At 33.9% G+C, this 24,664-nt stretch carries 16 protein-coding genes and 6 pseudogenes; 8 read left to right on the top strand and 14 right to left on the bottom strand.

Features of this window, described 5'->3' with window-relative positions:
* Nucleotides 1-462: 462 nt before the first annotated feature.
* The 5 genes from V3224_RS22315 to V3224_RS22295 form a co-directional block, all read right to left on the bottom strand.
* Nucleotides 463-642 (bottom strand): hypothetical protein, encoded by a 180-nt coding sequence (locus tag V3224_RS22315; RefSeq protein ID WP_334472725.1) that lies wholly within the window; start codon nucleotides 640-642, stop codon nucleotides 463-465.
* Nucleotides 643-864: 222 nt separating this feature from the next.
* Nucleotides 865-2,115 (bottom strand): hypothetical protein, encoded by a 1,251-nt coding sequence (locus tag V3224_RS22310; protein WP_334472723.1) that lies wholly within the window; start codon nucleotides 2,113-2,115, stop codon nucleotides 865-867.
* 123 nt (nucleotides 2,116-2,238) lie between these two features.
* Nucleotides 2,239-3,783, bottom strand: coding sequence for a calcium-binding protein (locus tag V3224_RS22305; RefSeq protein WP_334472721.1), 1,545 nt, complete (start codon nucleotides 3,781-3,783; stop codon nucleotides 2,239-2,241).
* Between the two features lie 5 nt (nucleotides 3,784-3,788).
* Nucleotides 3,789-7,043: a hypothetical protein gene (locus tag V3224_RS22300; protein ID WP_334472719.1), complete on the bottom strand. Its 3,255-nt coding sequence runs from the start codon at nucleotides 7,041-7,043 to the stop codon at nucleotides 3,789-3,791.
* 432 nt (nucleotides 7,044-7,475) lie between these two features.
* Nucleotides 7,476-9,164 (bottom strand): calcium-binding protein, encoded by a 1,689-nt coding sequence (locus V3224_RS22295; RefSeq protein WP_334472717.1) that lies wholly within the window; start codon nucleotides 9,162-9,164, stop codon nucleotides 7,476-7,478.
* A gap of 209 nt (nucleotides 9,165-9,373) precedes the next feature.
* Here V3224_RS22295 and V3224_RS22290 point away from each other — a divergent pair, with 209 nt between their 5' ends.
* Nucleotides 9,374-10,246, top strand: coding sequence for an IS982 family transposase (locus V3224_RS22290; protein ID WP_334470981.1), 873 nt, complete (start codon nucleotides 9,374-9,376; stop codon nucleotides 10,244-10,246).
* A 416-nt stretch (nucleotides 10,247-10,662) separates the two neighbouring features.
* A complete protein-coding gene (locus tag V3224_RS22285; RefSeq protein ID WP_334467938.1) occupies nucleotides 10,663-11,247 on the top strand; it encodes a gp53-like domain-containing protein in 585 nt (194 codons plus the stop codon).
* Nucleotides 11,248-11,357: 110 nt separating this feature from the next.
* On the opposite strand, the gene V3224_RS22280 is transcribed toward V3224_RS22285, so the two are convergent.
* Complete coding sequence (locus V3224_RS22280) at nucleotides 11,358-11,849, bottom strand: tail fiber protein (protein ID WP_334472715.1); 492 nt, start codon at nucleotides 11,847-11,849, stop codon at nucleotides 11,358-11,360.
* 89 nt (nucleotides 11,850-11,938) lie between these two features.
* On the opposite strand from V3224_RS22280, the pseudogene V3224_RS22275 reads away from it, so the two are divergent.
* From V3224_RS22275 to V3224_RS22260, 4 genes and pseudogenes are all read left to right on the top strand, one after another.
* Nucleotides 11,939-12,346: pseudogene (locus tag V3224_RS22275) on the top strand (recombinase family protein); the annotation flags it as partial.
* A gap of 2 nt (nucleotides 12,347-12,348) precedes the next feature.
* Nucleotides 12,349-12,537 (top strand): annotated as a pseudogene (locus tag V3224_RS22270) (ATP-binding protein); the annotation flags it as partial.
* A 69-nt stretch (nucleotides 12,538-12,606) separates the two neighbouring features.
* Nucleotides 12,607-13,176, top strand: coding sequence for a plasmid pRiA4b ORF-3 family protein (locus V3224_RS22265; RefSeq protein WP_334467940.1), 570 nt, complete (start codon nucleotides 12,607-12,609; stop codon nucleotides 13,174-13,176).
* Between the two features lie 682 nt (nucleotides 13,177-13,858).
* A pseudogene (locus V3224_RS22260) lies at nucleotides 13,859-14,833 on the top strand (IS701 family transposase).
* On the opposite strand, the gene V3224_RS22255 reads toward V3224_RS22260, so the two are convergent.
* From V3224_RS22255 to V3224_RS22235, 5 genes and pseudogenes are all read right to left on the bottom strand, one after another.
* Entirely contained in the window at nucleotides 14,830-15,231 is a 402-nt protein-coding gene (locus tag V3224_RS22255; RefSeq protein ID WP_334468090.1) for a hypothetical protein, read from the bottom strand. The pseudogene V3224_RS22260 and the gene V3224_RS22255 overlap by 4 nt on opposite strands.
* Nucleotides 15,228-15,509, bottom strand: a pseudogene (locus V3224_RS22250) (PfkB family carbohydrate kinase); the annotation flags it as partial. The pseudogene V3224_RS22250 and the gene V3224_RS22255, both read right to left, overlap by 4 nt.
* Nucleotides 15,510-15,526: 17 nt before the next feature.
* Nucleotides 15,527-15,945 (bottom strand): annotated as a pseudogene (locus tag V3224_RS22245) (transposase); the annotation flags it as partial.
* Nucleotides 15,946-15,954: 9 nt separating this feature from the next.
* Nucleotides 15,955-16,929, bottom strand: coding sequence for an IS701 family transposase (locus V3224_RS22240; RefSeq protein WP_334470580.1), 975 nt, complete (start codon nucleotides 16,927-16,929; stop codon nucleotides 15,955-15,957).
* 68 nt (nucleotides 16,930-16,997) lie between these two features.
* Nucleotides 16,998-17,567 (bottom strand): annotated as a pseudogene (locus tag V3224_RS22235) (transposase); the annotation flags it as partial.
* A gap of 235 nt (nucleotides 17,568-17,802) precedes the next feature.
* Here V3224_RS22235 and V3224_RS22230 point away from each other — a divergent pair.
* A complete protein-coding gene (locus V3224_RS22230) occupies nucleotides 17,803-18,135 on the top strand; it encodes a 2Fe-2S iron-sulfur cluster-binding protein (RefSeq protein WP_334472708.1) in 333 nt (110 codons plus the stop codon).
* Between the two features lie 113 nt (nucleotides 18,136-18,248).
* Here V3224_RS22230 and V3224_RS22225 read toward each other — a convergent pair whose 3' ends face one another.
* The 3 genes from V3224_RS22225 to pepN form a co-directional block, all read right to left on the bottom strand.
* Complete coding sequence (locus V3224_RS22225; RefSeq protein WP_334472707.1) at nucleotides 18,249-18,797, bottom strand: cell division protein ZapC; 549 nt, start codon at nucleotides 18,795-18,797, stop codon at nucleotides 18,249-18,251.
* A 218-nt stretch (nucleotides 18,798-19,015) separates the two neighbouring features.
* Complete coding sequence (gene pyrD / locus V3224_RS22220) at nucleotides 19,016-20,026, bottom strand: quinone-dependent dihydroorotate dehydrogenase (protein WP_334472706.1); 1,011 nt, start codon at nucleotides 20,024-20,026, stop codon at nucleotides 19,016-19,018.
* Nucleotides 20,027-20,333: 307 nt separating this feature from the next.
* A complete protein-coding gene (gene pepN, locus V3224_RS22215; RefSeq protein ID WP_334472705.1) occupies nucleotides 20,334-22,955 on the bottom strand; it encodes an aminopeptidase N in 2,622 nt (873 codons plus the stop codon).
* A gap of 336 nt (nucleotides 22,956-23,291) precedes the next feature.
* Here pepN and pncB point away from each other — a divergent pair, with 336 nt between their 5' ends.
* Nucleotides 23,292-24,521: a nicotinate phosphoribosyltransferase gene (pncB, locus tag V3224_RS22210; RefSeq protein ID WP_334472703.1), complete on the top strand. Its 1,230-nt coding sequence runs from the start codon at nucleotides 23,292-23,294 to the stop codon at nucleotides 24,519-24,521.
* Nucleotides 24,522-24,664 lie beyond the last annotated feature (143 nt).

Raw genomic sequence — 24,664 nt, 5'->3', positions numbered from 1 at the left:
ATATAATAGTTATATTTTTTTCTACTAATACTTCATTAAAATTAGCCTTAATATTATCGATAGAGTCAATATCGTTACTAAAATACCTTACTTTTAAATCAGTGTGAAGCTCTGCAAACCAAATTGAATCTTTTAAATTACCATTTCACGAGTTTCGCACCAATAAAAAAACGCTCTATTTTTAACTTTAATTCAGCATAATATATAAATAGAAAAAATCTCATAAATTAAAAATAACTTATTGTAATTTAAGTAAATTTATACGTCTTAGCAAGTTACAGATTAATTATTGTTCTGAAGCCATTTCTAGAATTTTATATGCCCGTGCGAAACTCGTGCATTTAATTTTAAGGCCTTATTTTTTACCCTATCGATATAATGATGCACTGTCTCATCAGGTAACAAATCAAGCCACATATAGGGTTCTGGTACATAATTATTAATATCTATATAATTAAAATGTCATTTTTGTATATCAATAATTACTGTAAGAAAATGATTCAATTTTTCTTTAGCATGAACTTTCTCTGCCATTAGCTTGGCTTTTACTAAAGTTGTAGAGCTTTCTGAAATTGGCATTTCAATCGTATGAATTAATTGTTTTAACTCAACTAAGAAGTTTTCTCCTTGTTGACTGCACATTGCCGAATATTGGCCATATAATAGCTAGATAATCCAATACAAATATTCCCTTGGATATTTTTTAATAACTCCTTATTACCATGTAATATAAATTTTTCAGCAATATGAATAAGTTTGTCTTTTGATATTAAGTATAGGTAAGTAAGTTGAGGAAAATTAATATCTGCATTATAATTATCAGGCATAAACATTCCCTCTAATTTTCATTTCCTTTCAATAATTTTATAAATTACTTATTTCCTTATATTGATATATTTGGTTAACAAAATCTCTGTCATCATTATCTAAATTAGCAATCATTGTCTCATAATTGTTGTGCTGAAAAGCTGATGCAGCACTTATTAGTAAATCTATATTTTCATTATTTAATAGTACTCCATTATTTAATGAAGTACTGATCTCCACATTATTTTTATATTTTTCATAATCATAAATAGTTATTTCTTTGCTGCTATCTAACGATGAAATAATTAAATTATTATCAACACTCTCATTTTTATAGATATTGTCTATTCCTTGTATATAAATTTTAACTTTACCTTCATCAAGAAAAACTTTTGTTTCGTTATTATTATAATTTATTACTATAATATTATTACCTTTGCCCGCTGAAATAATATTATTACCATGGCTTGATATAATAATATCATTACCATCACCTGCCGACATAACATCATCACCATCAATAATAATATTATGACCTCTTTTAGCGGTAATAATATCATTACCACTACCACCAATAAGAATGTTTCCTAACTCAGTCATATCAGTAATAATATCATTACCAGCTAATGCATTAATTTTTCTTTGGAGTATATTACTTTTGATATAATTAATATTATCATGATTTTCAGTAGCAATAAGCATTGCAACTGTAGGCTTAATACTATATATATCATTTTTATATTCAATATTAAAACTTTCATTATTTCCATTGATAAGGTAAATTTTACCAAAAAAATCATTGGTATTATTAATAAATATAATTTCAGCTGTATTGTCATTTTTACTATAAAATAACTTATTCTCATAAAAGAAAAAATCATGACCACTATAATTTTTTATTGCAATAATAATAACATCTTCATGTGTATAGCCTGTAATAATTTCTTTAAAATCAAAAATAATATTTTTATTATTACTAAAATCTTTAATCTCAAGATCATCAATAATATAAGTATCTATTCCATGAGAAAAATTAATATATGAATTATTTTTAATTGATAAAAATTTATTATTAGCATTATTACCATAAAATAAGGAATTTTCTACATTATGAGTAGCCAATAATGGTTTTATCATAGGGGGTAATAGATAATTTTTTCGGTAATTTTTTATACTATTATGGTTTAAATCAATCTCAATCTGATTATTAATTATAGAACTCTTATTTTTATCTAATTCACTAATATATATAGCTTCAAATATTTTATCTGGTGGTGTTGATATTTTTATTTTGTCAGTTAAATCCATCGATAATAAAAAACCATCTGCTGTTTATAAAATATATTCATGGTTAACCATTACATTATTATTATCAAAATTTCTATACGCGTTCTTTAAAACCAAATTAATATTATTTATATTTAGATTACGTTAAACACTAATATTCCTTTGATTATCAAAGGCAGAAATATTAATGCTAATATCATTACCAGTTATTGCTAATTCTTTAATTTCATCTAAATAATAATCAAGATTTACGATACTTTTCGTTTGAAATTCATATTCATCAATAATAATCTTCGCATCAATATTATCTGTTGCTCTATTTATGGCAATATTTATCCATATTTGATTTTCAGCATCCCAAATATAATCTATACTGCGCCAAGCTAAACTTGCAACATACTCATTCCAACTGTAACGCTCTATAATATAAGTATCTTGCTCATCGCCACCATTAGCATATCCATTATTCAATATAATAGTATCTTTTCCTCCCTTACCATAAATAATATCTACCCCTCCGTTGCCATTTAAAATATTGTCTTTTTCATTAGCTAAAATAACATCTTGAATATTTTTTATTCCGATAATATTTTCAAAACTGACTAAATCAGCATGAATATCAGTTTTATTATTACTATTAATCAAAAATTCAACATTTTCAAAATTAGCATAGATAGATTGGTGAAGAAATCTTAATGAACCTTGCTCTAAATTAATAAAAGTTTCTGCTAATGAAAGTGTTACATCATTATCAGATAGAATTCCATCACTACTTAACGATACATTATTATAATAACGAGGTAATTGAGTAATAATTAAGGTATCATTACCACGATCACCATTAAAATACTTATATTCACCAGGGCCTATTTTTTCGCTTGATAAAATAAAAACGTCATACTCTTCTCCACCAATAAATATCTTATGGCCATTATAAGCAACAAAACGGTTTTTTACTGTTATTAGACCAACTGCAACATCGTCACCATGGCCTAAATTAAAATTAATACCAGTAATGTGTCGTTTTAAACTTCCTTTCATCAAATAATCATGTAAGCTTTCATAAATAAATTCTGGCTGATTTTTTCCAGCTAATGAATAAATAGCGTATGCATCAGAAAATCGATAATTATCCAGGTAAGGTTGATTTGTTAATACTTTAATCATATTATCCTGCTCTCGGCTGAACATAATAACTTCATTTTCACCTTGAGTATTAATCGGAATATAGGTTTTAATTTTTGCCGGTTCTACCAGATAACGTTCTGGGTATTGTGCAATAATTTTTCTGACCTCTTCAGCAGTAAATTCTCGTTTAGCCACTTCAATTGCTTCGCTAATTTGTTGTTGTTTCCATAAATCGAGAGATAAAGTAAAAATATTTAAATCATTTTTTAAATATTCATAATCATATTGAATAGTTGGATTTTTATTCTTCAATAAATAAAAGTTTGTTTGTTTATCAAATAAATGATAACGCGGTAATTCGACAATTTTTTCTTCTTCTACAACAAATATATTAAGATTATAGCCAGCTGATTTTAAGAAATTGGTAAATAAATCTTTTTCGCTTTGTATTCTATAAGCTTTAACCGCATTTTCTGTCTGTTGTTTTAATAACTTATTGCGCACTGAATAACTAGCTGTTAGCCCTAATGCAGCATTGAAACCTGTTTGAAGTTCTTCCATGGCTGTTAATTGCACATTTTTTTAATTCTTTCAACAGTACTATAGGCGTTATAAAACATCCCTACTATCATTAAACTGGTACCGATCGCAATACTTACTGGACCCGCATACGAACTACCCGCTAACATAGTTAATGCACTGGTAATACTTACGCCAGCCCCTAGCAAAGATAACGTACCATTAACAATTAAATCCTGGCGTATTACCGGATCAGGCTCATAGTTTAGCTGATTAAAGTTTTCATAGGCATAATAAAGATCAAATCCACTAGTGGCGATATTAATGCCAATAGATAATCTGGCAGCAAACAAATTAGCACTATATCTGGCTCCTGTTATGTGATACGCAGCTTTTACTAGTAACGGTTGTAAAATTTCATTGCCCCAATTTACGATGCCAGCACTCCAGGCTATAACCAGACTTTTTTCAATCTGCTGTCGTTCATTTACTGAAATATCAGGATTATTTAAATAGTTTAAGCTTGATTGGGTTGATGAAACCAATTGTATAAGACTTGTTAACTGAGTAATATTAGCAATCTTATTCAGAATATGTGCGTAACGTGGTAATTGTGCCATATTCAGTTGTAAATTTTTCCATAATTTTCTGTTTATTAAATGTGGCTCAACATAGTTATTAATATCTGTTAAACGCTCCATCGCTACAGAATATTCATTTAAATTGCCATTTTCCAATAAAAAACTTTTATGATCAGGTAAAAGTTTTATTCTTTCTTTAATTAATTTAATAATATTAATATTTTCTCTAGTACCCGAAAATAAAGTTAAATAATCATTAAGTTTTTCAGCATCAAATCTTATTTTTATTTGCCAAGAAGCAATGTTTCTAATAGCAAATGATGAAATAGGAATATCCTCTATATGAGCACCAGCTTGCTGTAAGGCTAATAATGAAATATTATGTTCTCCTATCTTAACATTTACATTAGCTTCGAATATATTTTCATTAATTGGTATTTTATCAATTAAATCTTTTCCTCTGGTTTTAATTATTAAATTATCTGAAATTTTTTGTAGCTTAAATTGATAATTTACAATAGGATCCTTTTCTAATCCCATCAATTGATAGCGTTTATAACTATTATTATTAATGATAATATGACTATCAAGATAATTTTTAATATATGAAAGAACTTTTATATCTAGATTTTCTTTTGCTATCTGATTTATTTTTATTTCTCCCATGCCTGGATCAAATATTTTACATTGATAATAACCATATCCTTTATCTTCAATAAGAATAGTGAAAACAATATGATTAATACTTAATTGATATTTGATAATAGGATCATTAGCCAAGCTTTCAGATAAAATTAAATTTTGCTGTTCATAGAGTAACAATTCTCTATCAGCAAAATAAACAATCCAATCAACAACTTCATTAAAGTTATTTAAAAACTTTTGCTCATTTGTCGATAACTTTCTCCTGGAGGAAACTTCGATTAAATCACGGTGATATTGCCATATTCTATTTATATCATTAGTATTATTAGAAGTTAACGCATAAAAGAGGCCTATATACTTAGCTAAATTTACATTTTTTTCAAAATAAAAAGCATGTGACAATGGTTTTATGGTTAAGTTAGGATCTTGATTAACTTTTCTTGTTAATGAGATGACATTATTAAGATAATATTGATGCCATTGCTTACTTCTAAATAATGACTCTTGTAACGGCAATTCTCTAAGTCCACTTCTTTCATCAATCCCAGCAAGCTCTGTCAAAGACATATGTAACTTATTTAACTGTTGTGGTTCATTAATTAAGATCATTAAACTAGCCACATCAAGTGCTCCATCGGAGCGTGAATATAATTCTGTGAGTAAAATTTTTGAATAATCACTAAGATAATAAATAATTTCTGGTCGATAACTGATCTTTTCTAATAATAGATCAATATTTCTTATTTTTATATTTAATGCTTCATTATTATCAATTGAAAATATTCTTTGCCATTGTTCAAGCGCATTTGGTAATTGATTTATATTACGTAAAAAATAATTATTCACTTTACGACTAATAATTGGATCATAGATAATGGTTTTTATTCTATTAGTAATTAAATTACCATCATGACCAAGTAGGTATTGATTTAAATAATAAGGATAACTTGCAAAGTCTAAATCAGGATCAATATTACCTTTAGCTATATCCATAAATAAAGCATGAGAAATATTAAAATCATTATAGAATAGTTGTTCTGTGGCTTGATCATAACTAAATTTACTGAATTTATTATTTTTAATCAAATCAAAATATTCAGCCACTCCATCTAATGATGGTAATGGAAAAGGATCTAGGTTTGCCTGGTAACTAGTTATATTGGTTGTTATATTTTTCTGCGCTAACTTTATTGCCAGCTGACAGGCAATTGCTGAAGTATCATACGCGTTTGACAATCGGCCTAATGCTTTTTTATTAAAGAAACTAATTTCACCAGGTATAGCCAATAAATGTTGTTTATGAATATCATTCATTACATCGACTAAATTTTTTGTCGTCATTCCTTCAAATAAAAAAACATTATCTTGCAGTAGAACATCTCCTAACAATATCCATTTATCAATTTTAGTAGTATGTAAATTATCTAATTTGCCATATTCTAAAATAATCGTACTTGAATTTTTATCTACTTGAAAAAGGAATGTATTTTTTGGGTTTTCACTAGCTAATAACTCAGCTTGTTGACGATGTTTTTTCTCATCAGTAAAACGAAAAATAATTTTGTTTATATTATTTTTATCTACTAGATATGAGTTATTTTGTATTGCTTCATTATTGACTGTTTTCCATAACGGGGTGTCAAAAATTTTTTCTATCACAATTGCCATCATATGATTTTCAGATGAAAGTTCTAAATAGCGATTGCTATTCATATCATCTTTATCAATATAATTTTTTATAAATTCTTCAAGTTTTATATCATTGGCTATACTATTTTCATATTCTTTATTTATCTTTAGTCCTCTATCATTATAATAATTAACATATCCAGTAAGATATTTCTTCTTTAAATCAAGATAGGTTCTTTGTACCATTAATTTGAAATTTATAAGGTCATTATCATTTATATTAATTCTACGTTGAATTTCTATCATTAATTCTTTAAACCAAAATCTTTCAATAAATTGATTATTTCGGTTAGCTTCAAATTCAACTATCTTAGTAAAATAATATTGAATATTCTCATGTTGTTTTATTGGAGGCCACATTGAGTAACCAGGTTGATAATTTACCATCTCATATAAATCAAAAGATAGTCTTTGTCTACCAATTAAATCAATAATAAAAGATTCAGTTTCTGTTTAGCATGTAATTGCCTTGCTTTATGCCTGGCCTTAACATAAGGTGGATCATAACTTTCTGTTTCAGAATCAATTATTTTAACAAGATTCTGGATACCTTTAATATATTTTTCGCCCTGTTCTAATCCACCTTCACGTACCTGTGTTATTTAGAGGCTTCAAATATATACTTCTGCTGAGAAAAACCTGGTTTAAAATGATATTTTTTTGGTTTAGGCATAATAAATTTCCTTATAAATAAATTTTTATAAATAAAAATTATATTAAATAAACAATTTCTTAGATGATAAAAATTTCGGATATTATTAATTTAACAGTTAATTATCTTTATTATTATATTAACTCAATATTACTGAACTATTAAAATTAACTTAATTTATTATAATGATATATTTGATTGATAAGACTCTCTTCAGCTACAGTTAAATTAGCGAGTAATGAATTAATATCTTTCTGTTGAAAAGCTGATGCAGCATTAATTAATAATTCCACATCTTTATTAACTAACAATAAACTATTATTCAATGAGGTATTAATTTCCACATTGTCTTTATATTTTTCATAATCATAAATAATAATTTTTTTATTATTATCTTTTGATGATAAAATTAAGTTATTGCCTGAATAATCAAATATAGAGTTTCTGGCCAAACCCTGAGCAAAAATTTTATTATTTCCAGGCTGTAGAAAAATTTCTATATCATCAATAGCATAATTTACCACAATAACATTATTATCTCGACCGGCATCAATAACATTATTACCATGTGTTGATATAATAATATCGTTACCTTCACCCGTTGAAATAGTATCATTACCACTACCATCAATAATGACATTATTACCGCTTCTAACAGTAATAATATCATTACCTTCACCTGCTAAAATAATTTTTCCAGTTTCACTCATATCCGTTAATATATCATTTCCAGCTGATAAATTAACTTTTATAATTTGCGAATAATCTTTAGGATAAAAAATAACATCATCAAATTCTGATGGTTGTGCTACTGTTATACAAGGCGTAATTTGGTAACTTTTCTCTTGATATTCTATAGCAAAATATTCATTATTTTTATCCAGCAGATAAATTTTGTCATAAAAATCACCAACATTGTTAATAAATTTAATTTCAACTAATTTTGTTGAACCTTGATAAAAAAGTTTATTTTGATTAAAAGTAAAATCATAACCACTATAATCTTTTAGCACAATAATAAATATATCTTCATTCGTATATGAGCCGGTCATTTCTTTAAAATCAAATGTAACGCTATCGTTAATATTATCTGTTATAACTAAATCATCAAGTAAATAAATATCGATACCATGAGAAAAATAGATATAGTTATTTTTCTTAATTGATGTAAAATAATTATTAGATTTATCACCATGAAAAACTGTATGTTGACCATTATTAACGCTAATCATAGGTTTTATCATATCGGGCAATAAATAATTTTCTCGGCTGGTTTTTATACTATTTTTACTCAAATCAATTTCAATTTCGTTAATAGGTAGGCTATTATTAACTTTATCTAATATCTCAAAATACATTGTTTCAAATATTTTTTCTAGCGTGGTTTGTTTTGTTAATTTCTGTGGTAAGCACATCGATAATAAAAAACCATCCATCGTTTGTAATAGATATTGATGATTAAGATCATACTCATCATTCGATAAACTGATATATACATTCTTTAACCTTAAATTCACTTTGACTGATTGAATTTCACTATCGATCAGCTCATCGTCTAATAATATTTGCAAATAAATATCACCATCAATTAATTTGATTTCTTTAATTTCATCAAGTTGATAATTAAGATTAACAATACTTCCACTCTCTTTTTCTACCTCATCAATGACAATATCAATAGCAAAATCATAGTCTGACTTTAGTTCAGTATTTATCGTATTCAACGTTTGCCATTGTTCATTATTTGCATCCCAATAATAGTGCTGCTCGAGCCATGGGAGCCGATCTTGATAAGAATTCCTATTATAACGTTCTATAGCATAAATATCTTGTCCCTCTATAGCGCGGCAAATCATTTGATACCGAAAGGCAAAATATTTGATACGCTCAAAAAACACACAAAGGAAAGTTATTTGATAATAACTGCGGTATCGAGGTAAATATTTTAACCTGAGTTCGGGATAAGAAATAAAGAGAAAGTCTTGATATTCAAATAGTTGAATGAGCCTGTTTTGTTAAAATACTCTAACAGTCTGGTTAAAGAGTAGAGCATTGTTAAACAATTATGGAAAATCTTACTGAACTTTATTGCCTGATGGATGATTTTTGCAAAGACTTCGAGCCAAAAATGCATGAATATTTGCTGACTAACGGTACTAAGCGTCGTAGACGGTCTACTCAGCTTTCGTTGGCGGAAATGATGACACTGGTTGTGTTGTTTCATCAACTCCGATTCAGGCAATTCAAGGTATTTTATCTCTATTATGTCCGCTTATATCTCCGGAAGGAATTTCCTAACTTGCCATCCTATTCACGCTGTGTAGAGTTACTTCCGCGTAGTGCCTTAGCGTTAACGGCACTGTTTGAGTCAATTAAGGGAAAATGCACGGGGCTATCGGTTGCCGATTCTACTCCGATAGCAGTGTGTGATAACTTACGGATCCGCAGGCATAAAGTCTTCAATGGGATAGCTGAACGGGGAAAAAATTCAACAGGTTGGTTCTTTGGTTTCAAGCTTCATATAATTATCAATCATTTGGGGGAAATACTCAGTTTTCGACTCACACCAGGAAACACCGATGATCGGAAACCATTGCCTGAGCTGACAAAGGATCTTTCTGGTTGTTTGTACGCAGATAAAGGGTATTTATCGGCTTCACTGAAACAGCAACTCAAAACGATGGGAATTAACCTTATAACGAATATCAAGAAGAAAATGAAGCCTATTAAACAGACTTGTTTCGACAAAGCCATCTTGCGTCATCGTTCTGTCATTGAAACGGTATTTGATGAGTTAAAAAATCTTTGTCAAATAGAGCATACGCGACATCGCTCTCCGGCTAATTTTGTAGTGAATTTATTAGGCGGACTGGTTGCATATTGTTTAATGCCATCTAAACCAAAGATACCTGTTGCAGGTACGTATCTTCAAGCATAATTGATTATGCTTATCCCGAACTCAGGTTAAGTATTGTGAATGTAGTTAAGCCACTGTAATTGATCTGTTTTGACGATCGATAACACTTTATTGATCGTCTATATCGCTGATGTTTTATGTTATCCGACAAGAGTTCAGTAGTGAGATTTTGCTGTACATAAAACACCCCAAAATGGATTAAAATTTAATCAAAACCTCGATTTTAGCCCTAAATCGGCATTTTGGCTAAAATTTGAACGGTAAATACAGTGTTTTTTGCCGTGCATTTTCCTCATCAAGCCATCATTTAGGCTTATTTTGTCAGGAAACAGGCGAAATCCTTTTTTACAAAAAACCTTGGTTTAACGGAAACGGTAGATTGTGCAAAAAATGCACTGGATAAACGAACGGGTGGTAGCGTCAATGGCAACCTCCATGTGACCCAATCTGTGCATATCGGCGATAACGATTCAGGATTACGGGCTAATGGCGATGGCAACGTGGCATTTTATGCTAATAATGCAAAAGTAGCTTCCTGGAATAATGATCGATTGCATTGGTTAAAGAGTGTAGAAATTGATGGAACCATCAATACTCATAGCAATTTGCATATCTCATGGGGCGGCAGAACCGCGGTTTATCAAGAAAATGGTGATGTAACTGGCCCTATTTGGGGCGGGGCGTTAAGCAGCTGGCTTAATATGCAGATTAACAATCGAGGAGCAAAAAATACAGCTCACCTCGCTACGAATGGATGGTGGAAATGTGGTGACAGCGGCCTTATCAGACAATGGGGCATCACACCACCACTCAATGCCGGACAGATTTATACGGTATCTTTACCTTGTCCCGTCCCTCATGCCATTTTCTCGGCAAACGCGACGGTAAAATACAAAGGTATTGCTCCCGAGGGCAATTTAGGTACTTATGTCGAAATAGTCGGAAAATCGTTAATTATCAGTGCAGATTATACCAGAACAGGGATTAAAGCGCCGAGAACATGGGAGCTGGTTTGCTACTAACTCAACATTATCAGGCCGCCCTGACAATGTAGTTAAACGCGACATTTCGCGGGCGGGTTTCGCTACCGCCTGCATTAGACGTTGTTTTGTCAATGAATAGAAAAGAATCATTATCTCCATCCGTAGCACGTGAACCTGTATCTGCATTTATACCCTACAGGCATTTTTTCTTTATTGTTTGCGTGGCCTAGTGGACCATCATCTTCAACATAATACCTGTCCCGATAACCATGAGCGTGGCGCTCGAGTGATGCAGTTTCAGACGATAAAACCTTACGCCTAGGATTCACGCCTCGCCCAGCATCCCAGCCACGAATAAACTCACCACGTAAATCAGGGAGTTTTCCTGATGGATAGGCGAGTGCTAAAAGCGGGTATTTTTTCTTATCGAATGGCTCACCGTTGCAGATAAACCAACCGGTCGGCGCTCTTTCAGCAGGCCAAGGCAGGGGAATACCTACCGGGATTTCGACACGCAATACTTCGGGTGTAACAGCATGAACATCTGTGGCAGTTAGCTGCACATCCTGAGTGAGAGTTTTGCCGTTAATTTTACGCTGATTGGGTGTGGCATTTTTAGCCAGATTTACCGTTTCTAACAAACCAAGGTTTTATTGAATTCAGAATTTAGCTAATATTTTGACCAAAACCAGGCATAATAAGTCTTTTAGAGGAAGGTTAAGGGGCTAAAATGGCAAAAATAGGCTATATGAGGGTGTCAAAAAATGACCAAAACACCGATTTACAGCAAAAATCCTTGATTTGCGCAAATTGTGAACAGATTTTTGAGGATAAAATCAGCGGAAAAACAGACCAGAGACCCGGATTAAAACGTGCTCTAAACGCACTGAAATCGGGTGACACATTGGTGGTCTGGAAGCTGGATAGACTGGGTCGCAGCATTAAACATTTGATTACTTTAATATCCAAACTTGAAGATGAAGGCATTCATTTTCATAGTTTAACGGATTCTATCGACACCTCTTCGTCAGCAGGTCGTTTTTTCTTTCATGTGATGAGTGCCTTGGCGCAAATGGAGCGGGAGCTTATTGTTGAACGTACTCAGGCAGGTTTGGCTGCAGCGAGAAGCAGAGGACGAAGAAAAAAAACCGCTTTACCACGACGGCTGAACTTATGTTGCAACTCTCAACTGCAAAACGACAAAATAAGCTCAAACAATATCTATCACGTTCGGTGATGGCCCCGAAGTTATTGATCATAGATTAGATTGCATATCTACCGTTTGGGCGAGAGGAAGCAAACCTATTTTTCAATGTGATTGCCAAACGTTAGCAAAGACTTGAAAAATTTAGTGGAGTGTGAGACTAAAGAGACTGTATTTATTTAAGGGGGATAATAATGAGTGAATTTTCGGGAAAGGATTTATATCAAATAAAAATCACACTAATTGATAGTAAACCACTAATTTGGCGACGTTTGATCGTTCTGAAGACAATACCTCTTGATGAACTACACATGGTTATACAATTAGCTATGGGTTGGACAAATGATCATTTGTACAGTTTTGAAAAAGGAGATTTGCGATATGGAATGATTATGGACGATTTTAAAGAAACATATCTGCAAGATAGTACAGGTGTGCCTTTGAGCAAACTCCTTCGTAAGAAAGGAGAAAAAATGGTTTACTTATACGATTTCGGAGACAACTGGGATCATTGCATTTTGCTTGAAGAATCATCATTGCCTGATCAGGAATTACTCCAGCTCCCCATCTGTATAAAGGGAGCGGAAGCCTGCCCATCTGAAGACTCTGGGGGGCTTTGGGGATATTACCAAAAGCTCAAAGATATTCAAGATGTTGATAATCCAGAGCGTGAAGAATTACACGAGTGGCTAATGTGCGACATAGCTGAACGAGCATATGACCTTAAAACTATCAATCAGCGGTTGATTAATTTTTACTCTTGAAATATACACATGGAGTGTCCATAGTTCAAAAGGTAGCATTTTAAGTGCTACCTCTGAGACTAAGGTGAGAACATGAGTGCTCTATTGACGAGCAGTTTGGTTAATAAATATTCGCTATCTTGCCCTCGCTGGGACACAGCATCAAGAATTTAATCGGTTTAATCTCTGAATTGAAAGATAAAGGGATTCATTTTCATAGTTTGACAGATTCTATCAACATCTATTCGTAAGTAGGGCGTTCTTTTATGTGATGAACGCTTTGGGGCTAATGGAGCTTACAGCGGCGAGAAGCAGAGAGAGCGTATCGGCGGTAGGTCTTGCTCATTTATCTTATGTATAGGAACAGTAGGCTCAAGAATTACTTGAGTCCTGCCATAGTAGAAAAAAGCTTGTATTACTTTATCTAGTTTCATCGGCCATCATCTACAAATATTGTCCCGTTGATCGTACCACTAGAACAGACCAAAGTGCCTCCGATGAAAAATAACAGTGTAATTCCGTTGCACTGATGGAAACAAGAGTAGCTCACCATTTATCGCACGTTTTGGCTTCAAATATCGCACGCCGCATCAATACGGTAAAAATTTTAACTAAAACACGAGTTTCGCACCAACACGAGTTTCGCAATCTCCAAAAAAGAAGTATAAATTTAAAAACAAGAAAAAATCAGGGTGTTCATATTTTGTCGGGTTATCCATGTATTAAAGATATCTATAAAATATTCTTACAAGTAAGCAGTTTAAGATACTCTGGTTTAGCGTTATCAGGAGGAAGCCCATCGCCTTTATCTCATGACACTGTTAGCCGATGGCTAAAAAGTAGATGTTTTAGACCTAAAGACCTATGGCGATTAGTTGAACCTTCTATAGACAAAAAAAGCCCTTGCGTACTAATTGCCGATGATACATTGATTGCCAAAACACGTAGTAAAAAAATAGAGATGGTCCATTATCAATATTCAGGTAATGAACATGAGGTTATTGCTGGCATAGGTTTAGTTAATTTGCTTTGGCATGATCTGACGAAGGTTGAATCAATTCCTATCAATTATCGTATTTATGATAAAGATTCTGATGGAAAAATAAAAAACACGCACTTTTCCGAAATGCTCACTCTTGCTAAAAAAAGAGGGATCATGCCAGAAGCCGTAGTGATGGATGCTTGGTATTCTAGCCTGGATAACCTGAAATCAATTCGCTCTCATGGTTGGATCTGGGTAACCACGCTGAGGAAAAATAGGATTGTTAACCATAACAAACAACTGAACAAGTTAGACATCTCAGAAGAAGGAACGTCAATACACTTGCGAGGATATGGTTGGGTAACCGTTTTCAAATTTACAGCCAAAAACGGCCGTATTGATTACATAGTAACAAACAAAGAGAATCACACCCTTCAATACGTCAAATCTATCATGGATGCCCGTTGGTCTGTTGAAGTTTATCATCGAGAAGTTAAACAAAACTGTGGTATTGAACGCTGTCAGGCTCGCACGAGCTGAGCGCAAAGAAATCATATTTTTCTCGCTATTTCTGGGTGGTTTGAACAACATAAACGTCGTATATCTGAAAAAATAACCCTTTATCAACAAAATTGGGACGTAATCAAAAGTGCTATTACTGAGCAAATCCGTGTTTTATTAGCGTACCCAAATTAGTTTTGTGCGAAACTCGTGTCTACTTTGATTTGCCAGCCGCGCTTTTTAGCTTCAATTTCTAAGGCTTCTGCTGCCATAAAAGTATGAGCTACCCCAGTAGGACAAGCAGTCACGGCTAAAACACGCTGATTTTTTGCCACCGCTGGTTTGCTAAAATTGACCTTGTCCACAATAATCGCTTCTTTTTTGGCTATAGAGAGAATTTTTTCTGACTTACATATTGTCTGTGTTTCATCAGTAAAAAAAACTTTTTTACCAGTTAATTGGTATTCATCAGATATATTTTCACCAATAACAATAATTAGTTCCGCTTCTGCAATATTATCCGTTAATTTTAAGGATTGTTGTTGTATCTGTTGACATAATATTTGCTTAGCAAGATAGGTTCTTGGTGGCATTTCGGTGGCGTGGCTAACCAGGCACCGGACGAGTTGACCCACATTGCACCTTCTTCACCCAAGGAAATGACAACATGAGCAATGCCTTGAGTGCGTAATTGCTGTGCTGCTTTGGCAATTTCTTGATAGCTAGGTAAGGGGTGGCCAATCCAGCTTTCTAATTCATGTCGATTTGGTTTTACCAACCAAGGATTGGCTTTTAAACCAGCAATCAATGCTTCTCGGCTACTATCAAATATGACGCACATACATTGATCACGTAGCTGTTTCATCCAGTCACGAGTTTCGCACAAAACTAATTTGGGTACGCTAATAAAACACGGATTTGCTCAGTAATAGCACTTTTGATTACGTCCAATTTTGTTGATAAAGGGTTATTTTTTCAGATATACGACGTTTATGTTGTTCAAACCACGCAGAAATAGCGAGAAAAATATGATTTCTTTGCGCTCGGCTCGTGCGAGCCTGACAGCGTTCAATACCACAGTTTTGTTTAACTTCTCGATGATAAACTTCAACAGACCAACGTGCATCCATGATAGATTTTAGGTATTGACGGGTGGGATTCTCTTTGTTTGTTACTATGTAATCAATACGGCCGTTTTTGGCTGTAAATTTGAAAACGGTTACCCAACCATATCCTCGCAAGTGTATTGACGTTCCTTCTTCTGAGATGTCTAACTTGTTCAGTTGTTTGTTATGGTTCACGAGTTTCGCACAAAACTAATTTGGGTACGCTAATAAAACACGGATTTGCTCAGTAATAGCACTTTTGATTACGTCCCAATTTTGTTGATAAAGGGTTATTTTTTCAGATATACGACGTTTATGTTGTTCAAACCACGCAGAAATAGCGAGAAAAATATGATTTCTTTGCGCTCGGCTCGTGCGAGCCTGACAGCGTTCAATACCACAGTTTTGTTTAACTTCTCGATGATAAACTTCAACAGACCAACGTGCATCCATGATAGATTTGAGGTATTGACGGGTGGGATTCTCTTTGTTTGTTACTATGTAATCAATACGGCCGTTTTTGGCTGTAAATTTGAAAACGGTTACCCAACCATATCCTCGCAAGTGTATTGACGTTCCTTCTTCTGAGATGTCTAACTTGTTCAGTTGTTTGTTATGGTTAACAATCCTATTTTTCCTCAGCGTGGTTACCCAGATCCAACCATGAGAGCGAATTGATTTCAGGTTATCCAGGCTAGAATACCAAGCATCCATCACTACCGCTTCTGGCATGATCCCTCTTTTTTTAGCAAGAGTGAGCATTTCGGAAAAGTGCGTGTTTTTTGTTTTTCCATCAGAATCTTTATCATAAATACGATAATTGATAGGAATTGATTCAACCTTCGTCAGATCATGCCAAAGCAAATTAACTAAACCTATGCCAGCAATAACATCATGTTCATTACCTGAATATTGATAATGGACCATCTCTATTTTTTTACTACGTGTTTTGGCAATCAATGTATCATCGGCAATTAGTACGCAAGGGCTTTTTTTGTCTATAGAAGGTTCAACTAATCGCCATAGGTCTTTAGGTCTAAAACATCTACTTTTTAGCCATCGGCTAACAGTGTCATGAGATAAAGGCGATGGGCTTACTTCTGATAACGCTAAACCAGAGTATCTTAAACTGCTTACTTGTAAGAATGTTTTATAGATATCTTTAATACATGGATAACCCGACAAAATATGAACACCCTGATTTTTTCTTGTTTTTAAATTTATACTTCTTTTTTGGAGATTGCGAAACTCGTGTGGTTAACAATCCTATTTTTCCTCAGCGTGTTTACCCAGATCCAACCATGAGAGCGAATTGATTTCAGGTTATCCAGGCTAGAATACCAAGCATCCATCACTACGGCTTCTGGCATGATCCCTCTTTTTTTAGCAAGAGTGAGCATTTCGGAAAAGTGCGTGTTTTTTGTTTTTCCATCAGAATCTTTATCATAAATACGATAATTGATAGGAATTGATTCAACCTTCGTCAGATCATGCCAAAGCAAATTAACTAAACCTATGCCAGCAATAACCTCATGTTCATTACCTGAATATTGATAATGGACCATCTCTATTTTTTTACTACGTGTTTTGGCAATCAATGTATCATCGGCAATTAGTACGCAAGGGCTTTTTTTGTCTATAGAAGGTTCAACTAATCGCCATAGGTCTTTAGGTCTAAAACATCTACTTTTTAGCCATCGGCTAACAGTGTCATGAGATAAAGGCGATGGGCTTACTCCTGATAACGCTAAACCAGAGTATCTTAAACTGCTTACTTGTAAGAATGTTTTATAGATATCTTTAATACATGGATAACCCGACAAAATATGAACACCCTGATTTTTTCTTGTTTTTAAATTTATACTTCTTTTTTGGAGATTGCGAAACTCGTGACCAATAAAAAAACGCTCTATTTTTAAGTTTAATTCAGCATAATATGTAAATAGATAAAACCTTATAAATTAAATATAACTTATTGTAAATTAAGTGAATTTATGCATTTCAGTAACTTGCAGATTAATCATTACTTTTAAGCCATTTCTAGAATTTTATAGGCCTGTGCGAAACTCGTGTAAAAAACAACCTAAACAATATAAAACGGTAAAATCAACTAAGCCTCAGATAATTAATCCAGAAAAAGAAACCACATTATTAATCGATGTTAATGGCACAGAATATTTAGCCAATAACCAAATTGTTATCTTGGAACAATTGGAAAAGCATGGCTTAAAAATTCCCTACTCTTGCCGAACGGGCATTTGTGGTTGTTGTAAAATGAAACTAATAGCAGGTGAAGTGATCCCATTGACAAAAACAGCAATCAAAGAAGATGGCGTGATCCTGAGTTGTAGTTGCATTCCCAAAACAAATATTAAATTACTATTAAGCTAATTCTTATCCATCATTCGTCATCAATGAATGATGGATATTACTGTTGGTTTAAAGATGCTGCACAAATTAGTTATTATATAAACCTTGAATATTGATTAATTCAGGTTATTTTTTTATGAAACAGCTCTTTCATATATTGAACTACTGGCTGATGGTTGATAAATCATTAAGCGATTATTCATAATCTTAATCGGATCACAAAATCTCATTACCCGATCTTTCAAAACTAATCTAGGCTCAATTAATAAACATAAGCTGGCATATTTTCCTGCTTCTGCCACTAAAAACAATGCGTTCTGTCCACTATCTTCAATATGAACCTGAACAACATCCCCCAACACCAAATCATCGTGGCAATTTACTGGCAAAAAATACCAGCTTCTAGGCATCTGCGGCTTTAAAAAACGAAAAGCAACTAATGCATTTAAAATTAATTCCGCACTATGCTCATCAGAAAGTGATAATTTTTGCAGCTGTTCTTCAATACAATGATATAACCCCGCATCATCAATATTAAAAGTCATTTCTCCATAAGCAGATGCCACCAACATTTTTGCTGGAAAACATGAACGAAATAACATTCCATTAGCCAAATCTAACATCATCCTTTCATGTTCATTATCGTAATACCAGCGCCACTGATTATTGGGTTTTATTTTCATTTATCACCCCTCAATCTGATCACACTATTTACAAGCTTAAAATCCATACTAATTAAAATTAAGATAAAAAGTACTTCTATAAAATAAATAATAGAAAAAATTTCGAGTTTTTACGTAAAGATATTCAAAGAAAATCCTGAATTTAATAAATTATCAGATTACAAAATAAATATTAATATATAAAAAAGCAGTCAATTTTTTATAATCCTAAATTAAGATTAAATATAATTAACAATATTTTTAATTAATTTAGGGCCGTGATAAATAAATCCGGAATAAACTTGTAACAATGATGCCCCTGCTGCCAATTTTTCTCTTGCTGCAACCAAAGAATCAATTCCACCTGCAGCCATGATTGGCAACTCTCCTTTTAACTCCTTGGTTAGCAGCCGCACAATTTCAGTGCTTTTCAATTGCACAGGTCGGCCGCTCAATCCACCAGCTTCTTCTGAATGCCTTAATCCTTTCACTAAATTCCGATCTAAAGTTGTATTTGTGGCCACAACGCCATCAATCTGGTGGCGAATTAAGCTATCGCTAATTTGAATAATCTCTTTTTCGGTTAAATCAGGCGCAATTTTTACCATCACAGGAACATACTTTTGGTATTGTTGTGCTAATAAGTGTTGTTTATTTTTAATTGACTGCAATAAATCATCCAATGCTTCACCATATTGTAACAATCTTAAATCTGGCGTATTAGGTGAAGAAATATTGACAGCAATATAACCTGCATATGAATAAATTTTTTCCATGCAAATTAAATAATCGTCTTTACCCTGTTCAATCGGTGTATCTTTATTTTTGCCAATGTTAATCCCAATAATACCGTCGTACTTCGCTTTTTTAACATTCTCAACTAGGTTATCAACACCTAGATTATTAAATCCCATGCGGTTGATAAGCCCTTCAGCTTCAACCAGACGGAACAGCCGAGGTTTTTCATTACCAGGTTGTGGGCGAGGTGTAACCGTCCCTATTTCTACGAAACCAAATCCCATCGCGCCAAAAGCATCAATACATTCACCATCTTTATCAAGACCGGCCGCTAATCCCAATGGATTCTTAAATGTCAATCCCATACAAGTCGTTGGCTTAAAATTGACCGACTGCTGGATCAAAAACTTAAGCGGCGAATGCATGATATATTTAAGCTGCCGGAAGGTAATTTCATGAGCTTGCTCTGGATTTAAGCGAAATAGCGCCTTTCGGATAAGGGGATAAAACATTAGCTGTACCTTTTTTTGATAGATAATGTAAATTATTTAGTCGTAGAAACCATTTGCCGTTTTTTATTCTAGAAAAACAGTCTATTGCAAAATTTATCAGCAAATCTCAATGGTATGTACAGATGAGCATGATAATTTAAATATGCCTAATATGACACTGCTTTTTATCATTTAAGTTTTTAAAAATAATAGGTAAAAGCAAACTGATAGATATCCCCCACAGATAATCTTATAAAAAAAGGGATATCTTATTTAAGTAATCGTTTTTATGAAGGAAAACGCTGGTAACCTAGTGAAAAATAAAATACTATTGGTTTTTCAACGCCTTAGTAATTTTTTCAAATAGATCAGCGGAAAGATTATCTAACTGTTTTAACTGTGTTAACGCCTGATACATCAGATTTTGACGTGTTTCATCATAGCGTCTTAGACGAATCAACGGCTCGATCAAACGAGAAGCAACCTGCGGGTTGCTGCTATTTAAAATAATTAACATTTCCACTAAAAACTGATAGCCAGTACCACCCTTAGCATGAAACGCTGTCGGATTATGCGCAACAAAAGTTCCAATCAGGGCACGTACTCGATTAGGATTCTCCATACTAAATGTCGGATGAGTAAATAAAGTACATACTGTTGACAAAACATTTTTAGCTGGACTGGTGGCTTGTAGCATAAACCATTTATCCATTATCAAACCATCATGACGCCAACGCTGTTCAAACTCTGCCATCAGCTGTTGACAACTCGGTAATTGGGCCGCTACCGCAGCACTCAAAGCCGCCATCGTGTCAGTCATATTATTAGCCTGATAATATTGCTCGGTGACATACTTATCCGCTTGTTGCTTATCATGGCCAAAAGCCAGATAAAATAAGCATCTATTTCGCAAAGAACGTTTGGCAATATCCCCATGATCGATTCGATACTCGGTCATTTTATTGGCATGATAAACGGCAACAAATTCAGCCGCCATTTCATTGGCAAATTTTTGGATAATAAAGTTAATAACATTATGGATAGCTATCGGATCGATGATAGCAAACCACTCAGCGACTTCATTTTCTGAAGGTAAAGTAAATAGCTGCGCTTTTAAAGCCGGATCACAGGCTTCATCAAGTAAAACAGATTTGAATGCGTCAATAATATGCTGCGGCAATATTAAATCTTCCCGCTGCTGTTGGCGTACGACATTCTCTTTAATATAAATCGATAGTAGTGATTGCGCAGCATTCCAACGAGCAAAATCATTACTGGCATATTGCATCAATAATGCTAATTGCTCATCAGTGTATGAATAATCCAATTTCACCGGCGCGGAAAATTCACGCAGTAATGAAGGTATTGGCGGCGAATTAACCTGATCAAAAACAAAAGTTTGCTCAACCTTAACCACATTAAGCACGGAATGCACAGCACGACCACTATGCTGTAATGGAATTACATTACCTTGCGTATCATACAGCTCAATATCTAGCGGTATATGTAATGGTAATTTTTCTGCTTGATCTGCCGTTGGTGCTGTGATTTGACTAATATGCAATAAATATTGCTGTTTTTCCGCTAAATATTCATCTCTTACCGTCACTAAAGGTGTACCCGATTGGCTATACCAACGACGAAAGAGAGTCAAATCAATATTAGAGGCGTCTTGCATCGCTTGCACGAAATCATCACAGGTTGCGGCACTACCATCATGGCGGGCGGTATAGAGTTTCATACCTGCCTGAAACTGTTCTTCGCCTAACAGCGTGTGCAACATCCGAATAACTTCCGCCCCTTTTTCATAAACGGTTAAAGTGTAGAAGTTGTTCATTTCTATTACTTTTTCCGGACGAATAGGATGCGCCATCGGACTGGCATCTTCTGCAAATTGATGCGCGCGCATCAGCCTGACATTTTCAATCCGATTTACCGAACGAGAACCCAAATCAGAACTAAATTCTTGATCGCGAAAAACGGTTAACCCTTCCTTCAGACTTAATTGAAACCAATCTCGGCAAGTAATACGATTACCCGTCCAATTATGAAAATATTCATGACCAATCACCGCTTCAATATTCAGATAATCCTTATCCGTTGTCGTTTCTGTTTTGGCCAACACATATTTGGCATTGAAAATATTGAGTCCTTTATTTTCCATCGCTCCCATATTAAAGAAATCAACGGCCACTATCATATAGATATCTAAATCATATTCGTAGCCAAAACGTGTTTCATCCCAACGCATGGCATTTTTCAAAGAGACCATTGCCCAGTCAGCCCGATCAAGGTTACCCTTATCGACAAAAAGTGCTAACGTAACATTACGGCCACTTTGGCTAACATAATTATCATAAAGAACATCAAAATCACCTGCTACCAGGGCGAAAAGATAACTTGGCTTAGGGAAAGGGTCTTGCCATTTTACCCAATGACGGCCATCGTTTGTTTCTCCTTTGTCAATCTGATTACCATCGGAGAGCAAATACGGATAGCGGGATTTATCGGCGATAATACAAGTTGTAAAACGTGCTAACACATCTGGTCTATCTAAATAATAGGTAATATGACGGAAACCTTCTGCCTCACACTGAGTGCAAAGAACATCAGCTGACACATAAAGCCCTTCTAATGCAGTATTTTTTAGCGGATTTATTTCATTAACTACCTTAAGAACAAAAGTATCAGGCACTGATTCAATAATCAGTTTTCCTGCCTCTTCACGATAAGCTGTCCACGGTTTATCATCAATATGAATAGTGTGCAAAATCAGGTTTTCGCCATCGAGTATCAACACATTAGCCTGTGAATTTAATCGTTTTACTCGGCTAATGGCAGTGACAATGGTGGTTACAGGATCAAGCACAAAATCCAATTCAATATCGGTAATGGTGTAATCAGGTACCTGGTAATCCTGACGATATTTCTCTTGTCGCTGTTGCGTCATAGTAAATTTTTACCTGTATCAATTATTATTATGTTTCAATATGGTCAATTATTTGGCAATAATGATATCTTAAAACCTCTTTCTTTTGATCATAAATCATACCTATGATTAATATTCAATCCGTTTGGTCTTTTATTAACATGTTATTTATTGCTGCAAAAAACTCTGCGATATAAAAATAATTTGATAATATCAAATAGATGATTAGAATTTTTTATAACTACGCCAGAAATATATATGCAACGGCCTTCACTCTTACTAGCATCAACAGGTATACTCTGGCATATTTTATCTTTAAGTCGAGAGTAATGCTTCCGCGAGGATAGCTAACGCATTATGAATTTAGATGCACCACCTATCATTACATCACTGCTAGATACTGATGCTTATAAACTGCATATGCAACAAGCCGTCTTTCATCACTATAACCAAGTATCGGTTGTGGCAGAATTTCGTTGCCATAGTGATGAACGACTTGGTAACTATGCTCAGGCTGTACGCCAACAAATAGATTTAATGGCAAATATTGCATTAACGCCAACTGAATACCGCTATCTGCGTGGACTGCCTTTTTTTAAAGCTGATTATCTCGATTGGTTAAAGAATTTTCGCTTCAATCCGACGCAGGTTAATGTTTATACCACGCAAGAAAATCAGTTAGCGCTAAGAATTAGTGGTCCATGGCGTGAGGTTATTCTTTGGGAAGTACCTCTATTAGCCTTAATCAGCGAACTGGTCCACCGCGATCGCTCGCCCAATGTAACAACCGAAGATGCCATTGAACAGTTACATAAATTGATTAAGCATTTTTATCAAGACGCAAAAACACAAAACATTGATTTAGCTAATTTCAAATTAATGGATTTTGGTACTCGCCGACGTTTCTCTCATGCGGTGCAATACGCTATTGTCAATGAGCTCAAAAACCATTTCCCTTATTTTACCGGTACAAGTAATTATAAGCTGGCCCAACAACTCCAGCTTAAACCTGTTGGCACCCAAGCCCATGAATGGTTTCAAGCTCACCAGCAAATTAGTGCTGAACTCGCTAATAGCCAGCGCGTGGCGCTGCAAAGTTGGCTGGATGAGTATCCCAATCAATTAGGCATTGCACTAACAGACTGTATTACGATGGATGCTTTCCTGCGCGACTTCGATATCCCCTTTGCCAATCGTTATCAAGGATTACGGCATGACTCGGGTGATCCATTAGAATGGGGTGAAAAAGCAATTAGTCATTATAAAAAGCTGGCTATCGATCCGATGAGTAAAACGCTGGTTTTTTCAGATAACCTTGATTTACAAAAAGCATTGATCCTTTATAAACATTTTTATAAACGTATCAATCTTATTTTTGGTATTGGAACCCGTTTAACCTGCAATATCCGTCAGGTTAAACCGCTTAATATTGTGATTAAATTGGTTGAATGTAATGGTAAACCCGTCGCTAAATTGTCTGATAGCCAAGGAAAAACCATCTGTGATGACGATGAATTTATTGTTCGCTTAAAGAAAGCTTTTGATATCCCAAGTACAACGAAGCGGATTGATAACAAACCTAACTGATTATTATGGCAAGTTATTTTATCGATTGTTGCAGCAGGATAAATTAAATTCTTATTACAAAGGCCTTTTTATCTGGTTATTCCCATTTTAATCTTGCTATTTTTACTTGTTTCTTACGCGAGGACAAGTAACATAAAGCCTTC

The organism is Arsenophonus sp. PmNCSU2021_1 (genome assembly GCF_036919435.1).
Classification (GTDB): Bacteria; Pseudomonadota; Gammaproteobacteria; order Enterobacterales; family Enterobacteriaceae; genus Arsenophonus; species Arsenophonus nilaparvatae.
The sequence above is the reverse complement of the archived record's forward strand: the minus strand, read 5'-3'. Positions and strand labels throughout refer to the sequence as shown.

Excerpts from the sequence above, each read along its gene's own strand:
- V3224_RS22255 (WP_334468090.1), bottom strand. The coding sequence starts at position 15,231 with ATGCCACCAAGAACCTATCTTGCTAAGCAAATATTATGTCAACAGATA.
- V3224_RS22315 (WP_334472725.1), bottom strand. The coding sequence starts at position 642 with ATGTGCAGTCAACAAGGAGAAAACTTCTTAGTTGAGTTAAAACAATTA.
- pncB (WP_334472703.1), top strand. The coding sequence starts at position 23,292 with ATGAATTTAGATGCACCACCTATCATTACATCACTGCTAGATACTGAT.
- V3224_RS22225 (WP_334472707.1), bottom strand. The coding sequence starts at position 18,797 with ATGAAAATAAAACCCAATAATCAGTGGCGCTGGTATTACGATAATGAA.
- V3224_RS22305 (WP_334472721.1), bottom strand. The coding sequence starts at position 3,783 with ATGGAAGAACTTCAAACAGGTTTCAATGCTGCATTAGGGCTAACAGCT.
- pepN (WP_334472705.1), bottom strand. The coding sequence starts at position 22,955 with ATGACGCAACAGCGACAAGAGAAATATCGTCAGGATTACCAGGTACCT.
- V3224_RS22300 (WP_334472719.1), bottom strand. The coding sequence starts at position 7,043 with ATGGTAAATTATCAACCTGGTTACTCAATGTGGCCTCCAATAAAACAA.
- pyrD (WP_334472706.1), bottom strand. The coding sequence starts at position 20,026 with ATGTTTTATCCCCTTATCCGAAAGGCGCTATTTCGCTTAAATCCAGAG.
- V3224_RS22310 (WP_334472723.1), bottom strand. The coding sequence starts at position 2,115 with ATGGATTTAACTGACAAAATAAAAATATCAACACCACCAGATAAAATA.
- V3224_RS22295 (WP_334472717.1), bottom strand. The coding sequence starts at position 9,164 with ATGATTTGCCGCGCTATAGAGGGACAAGATATTTATGCTATAGAACGT.
- V3224_RS22265 (WP_334467940.1), top strand. The coding sequence starts at position 12,607 with ATGAGTGAATTTTCGGGAAAGGATTTATATCAAATAAAAATCACACTA.
- V3224_RS22290 (WP_334470981.1), top strand. The coding sequence starts at position 9,374 with ATGGAAAATCTTACTGAACTTTATTGCCTGATGGATGATTTTTGCAAA.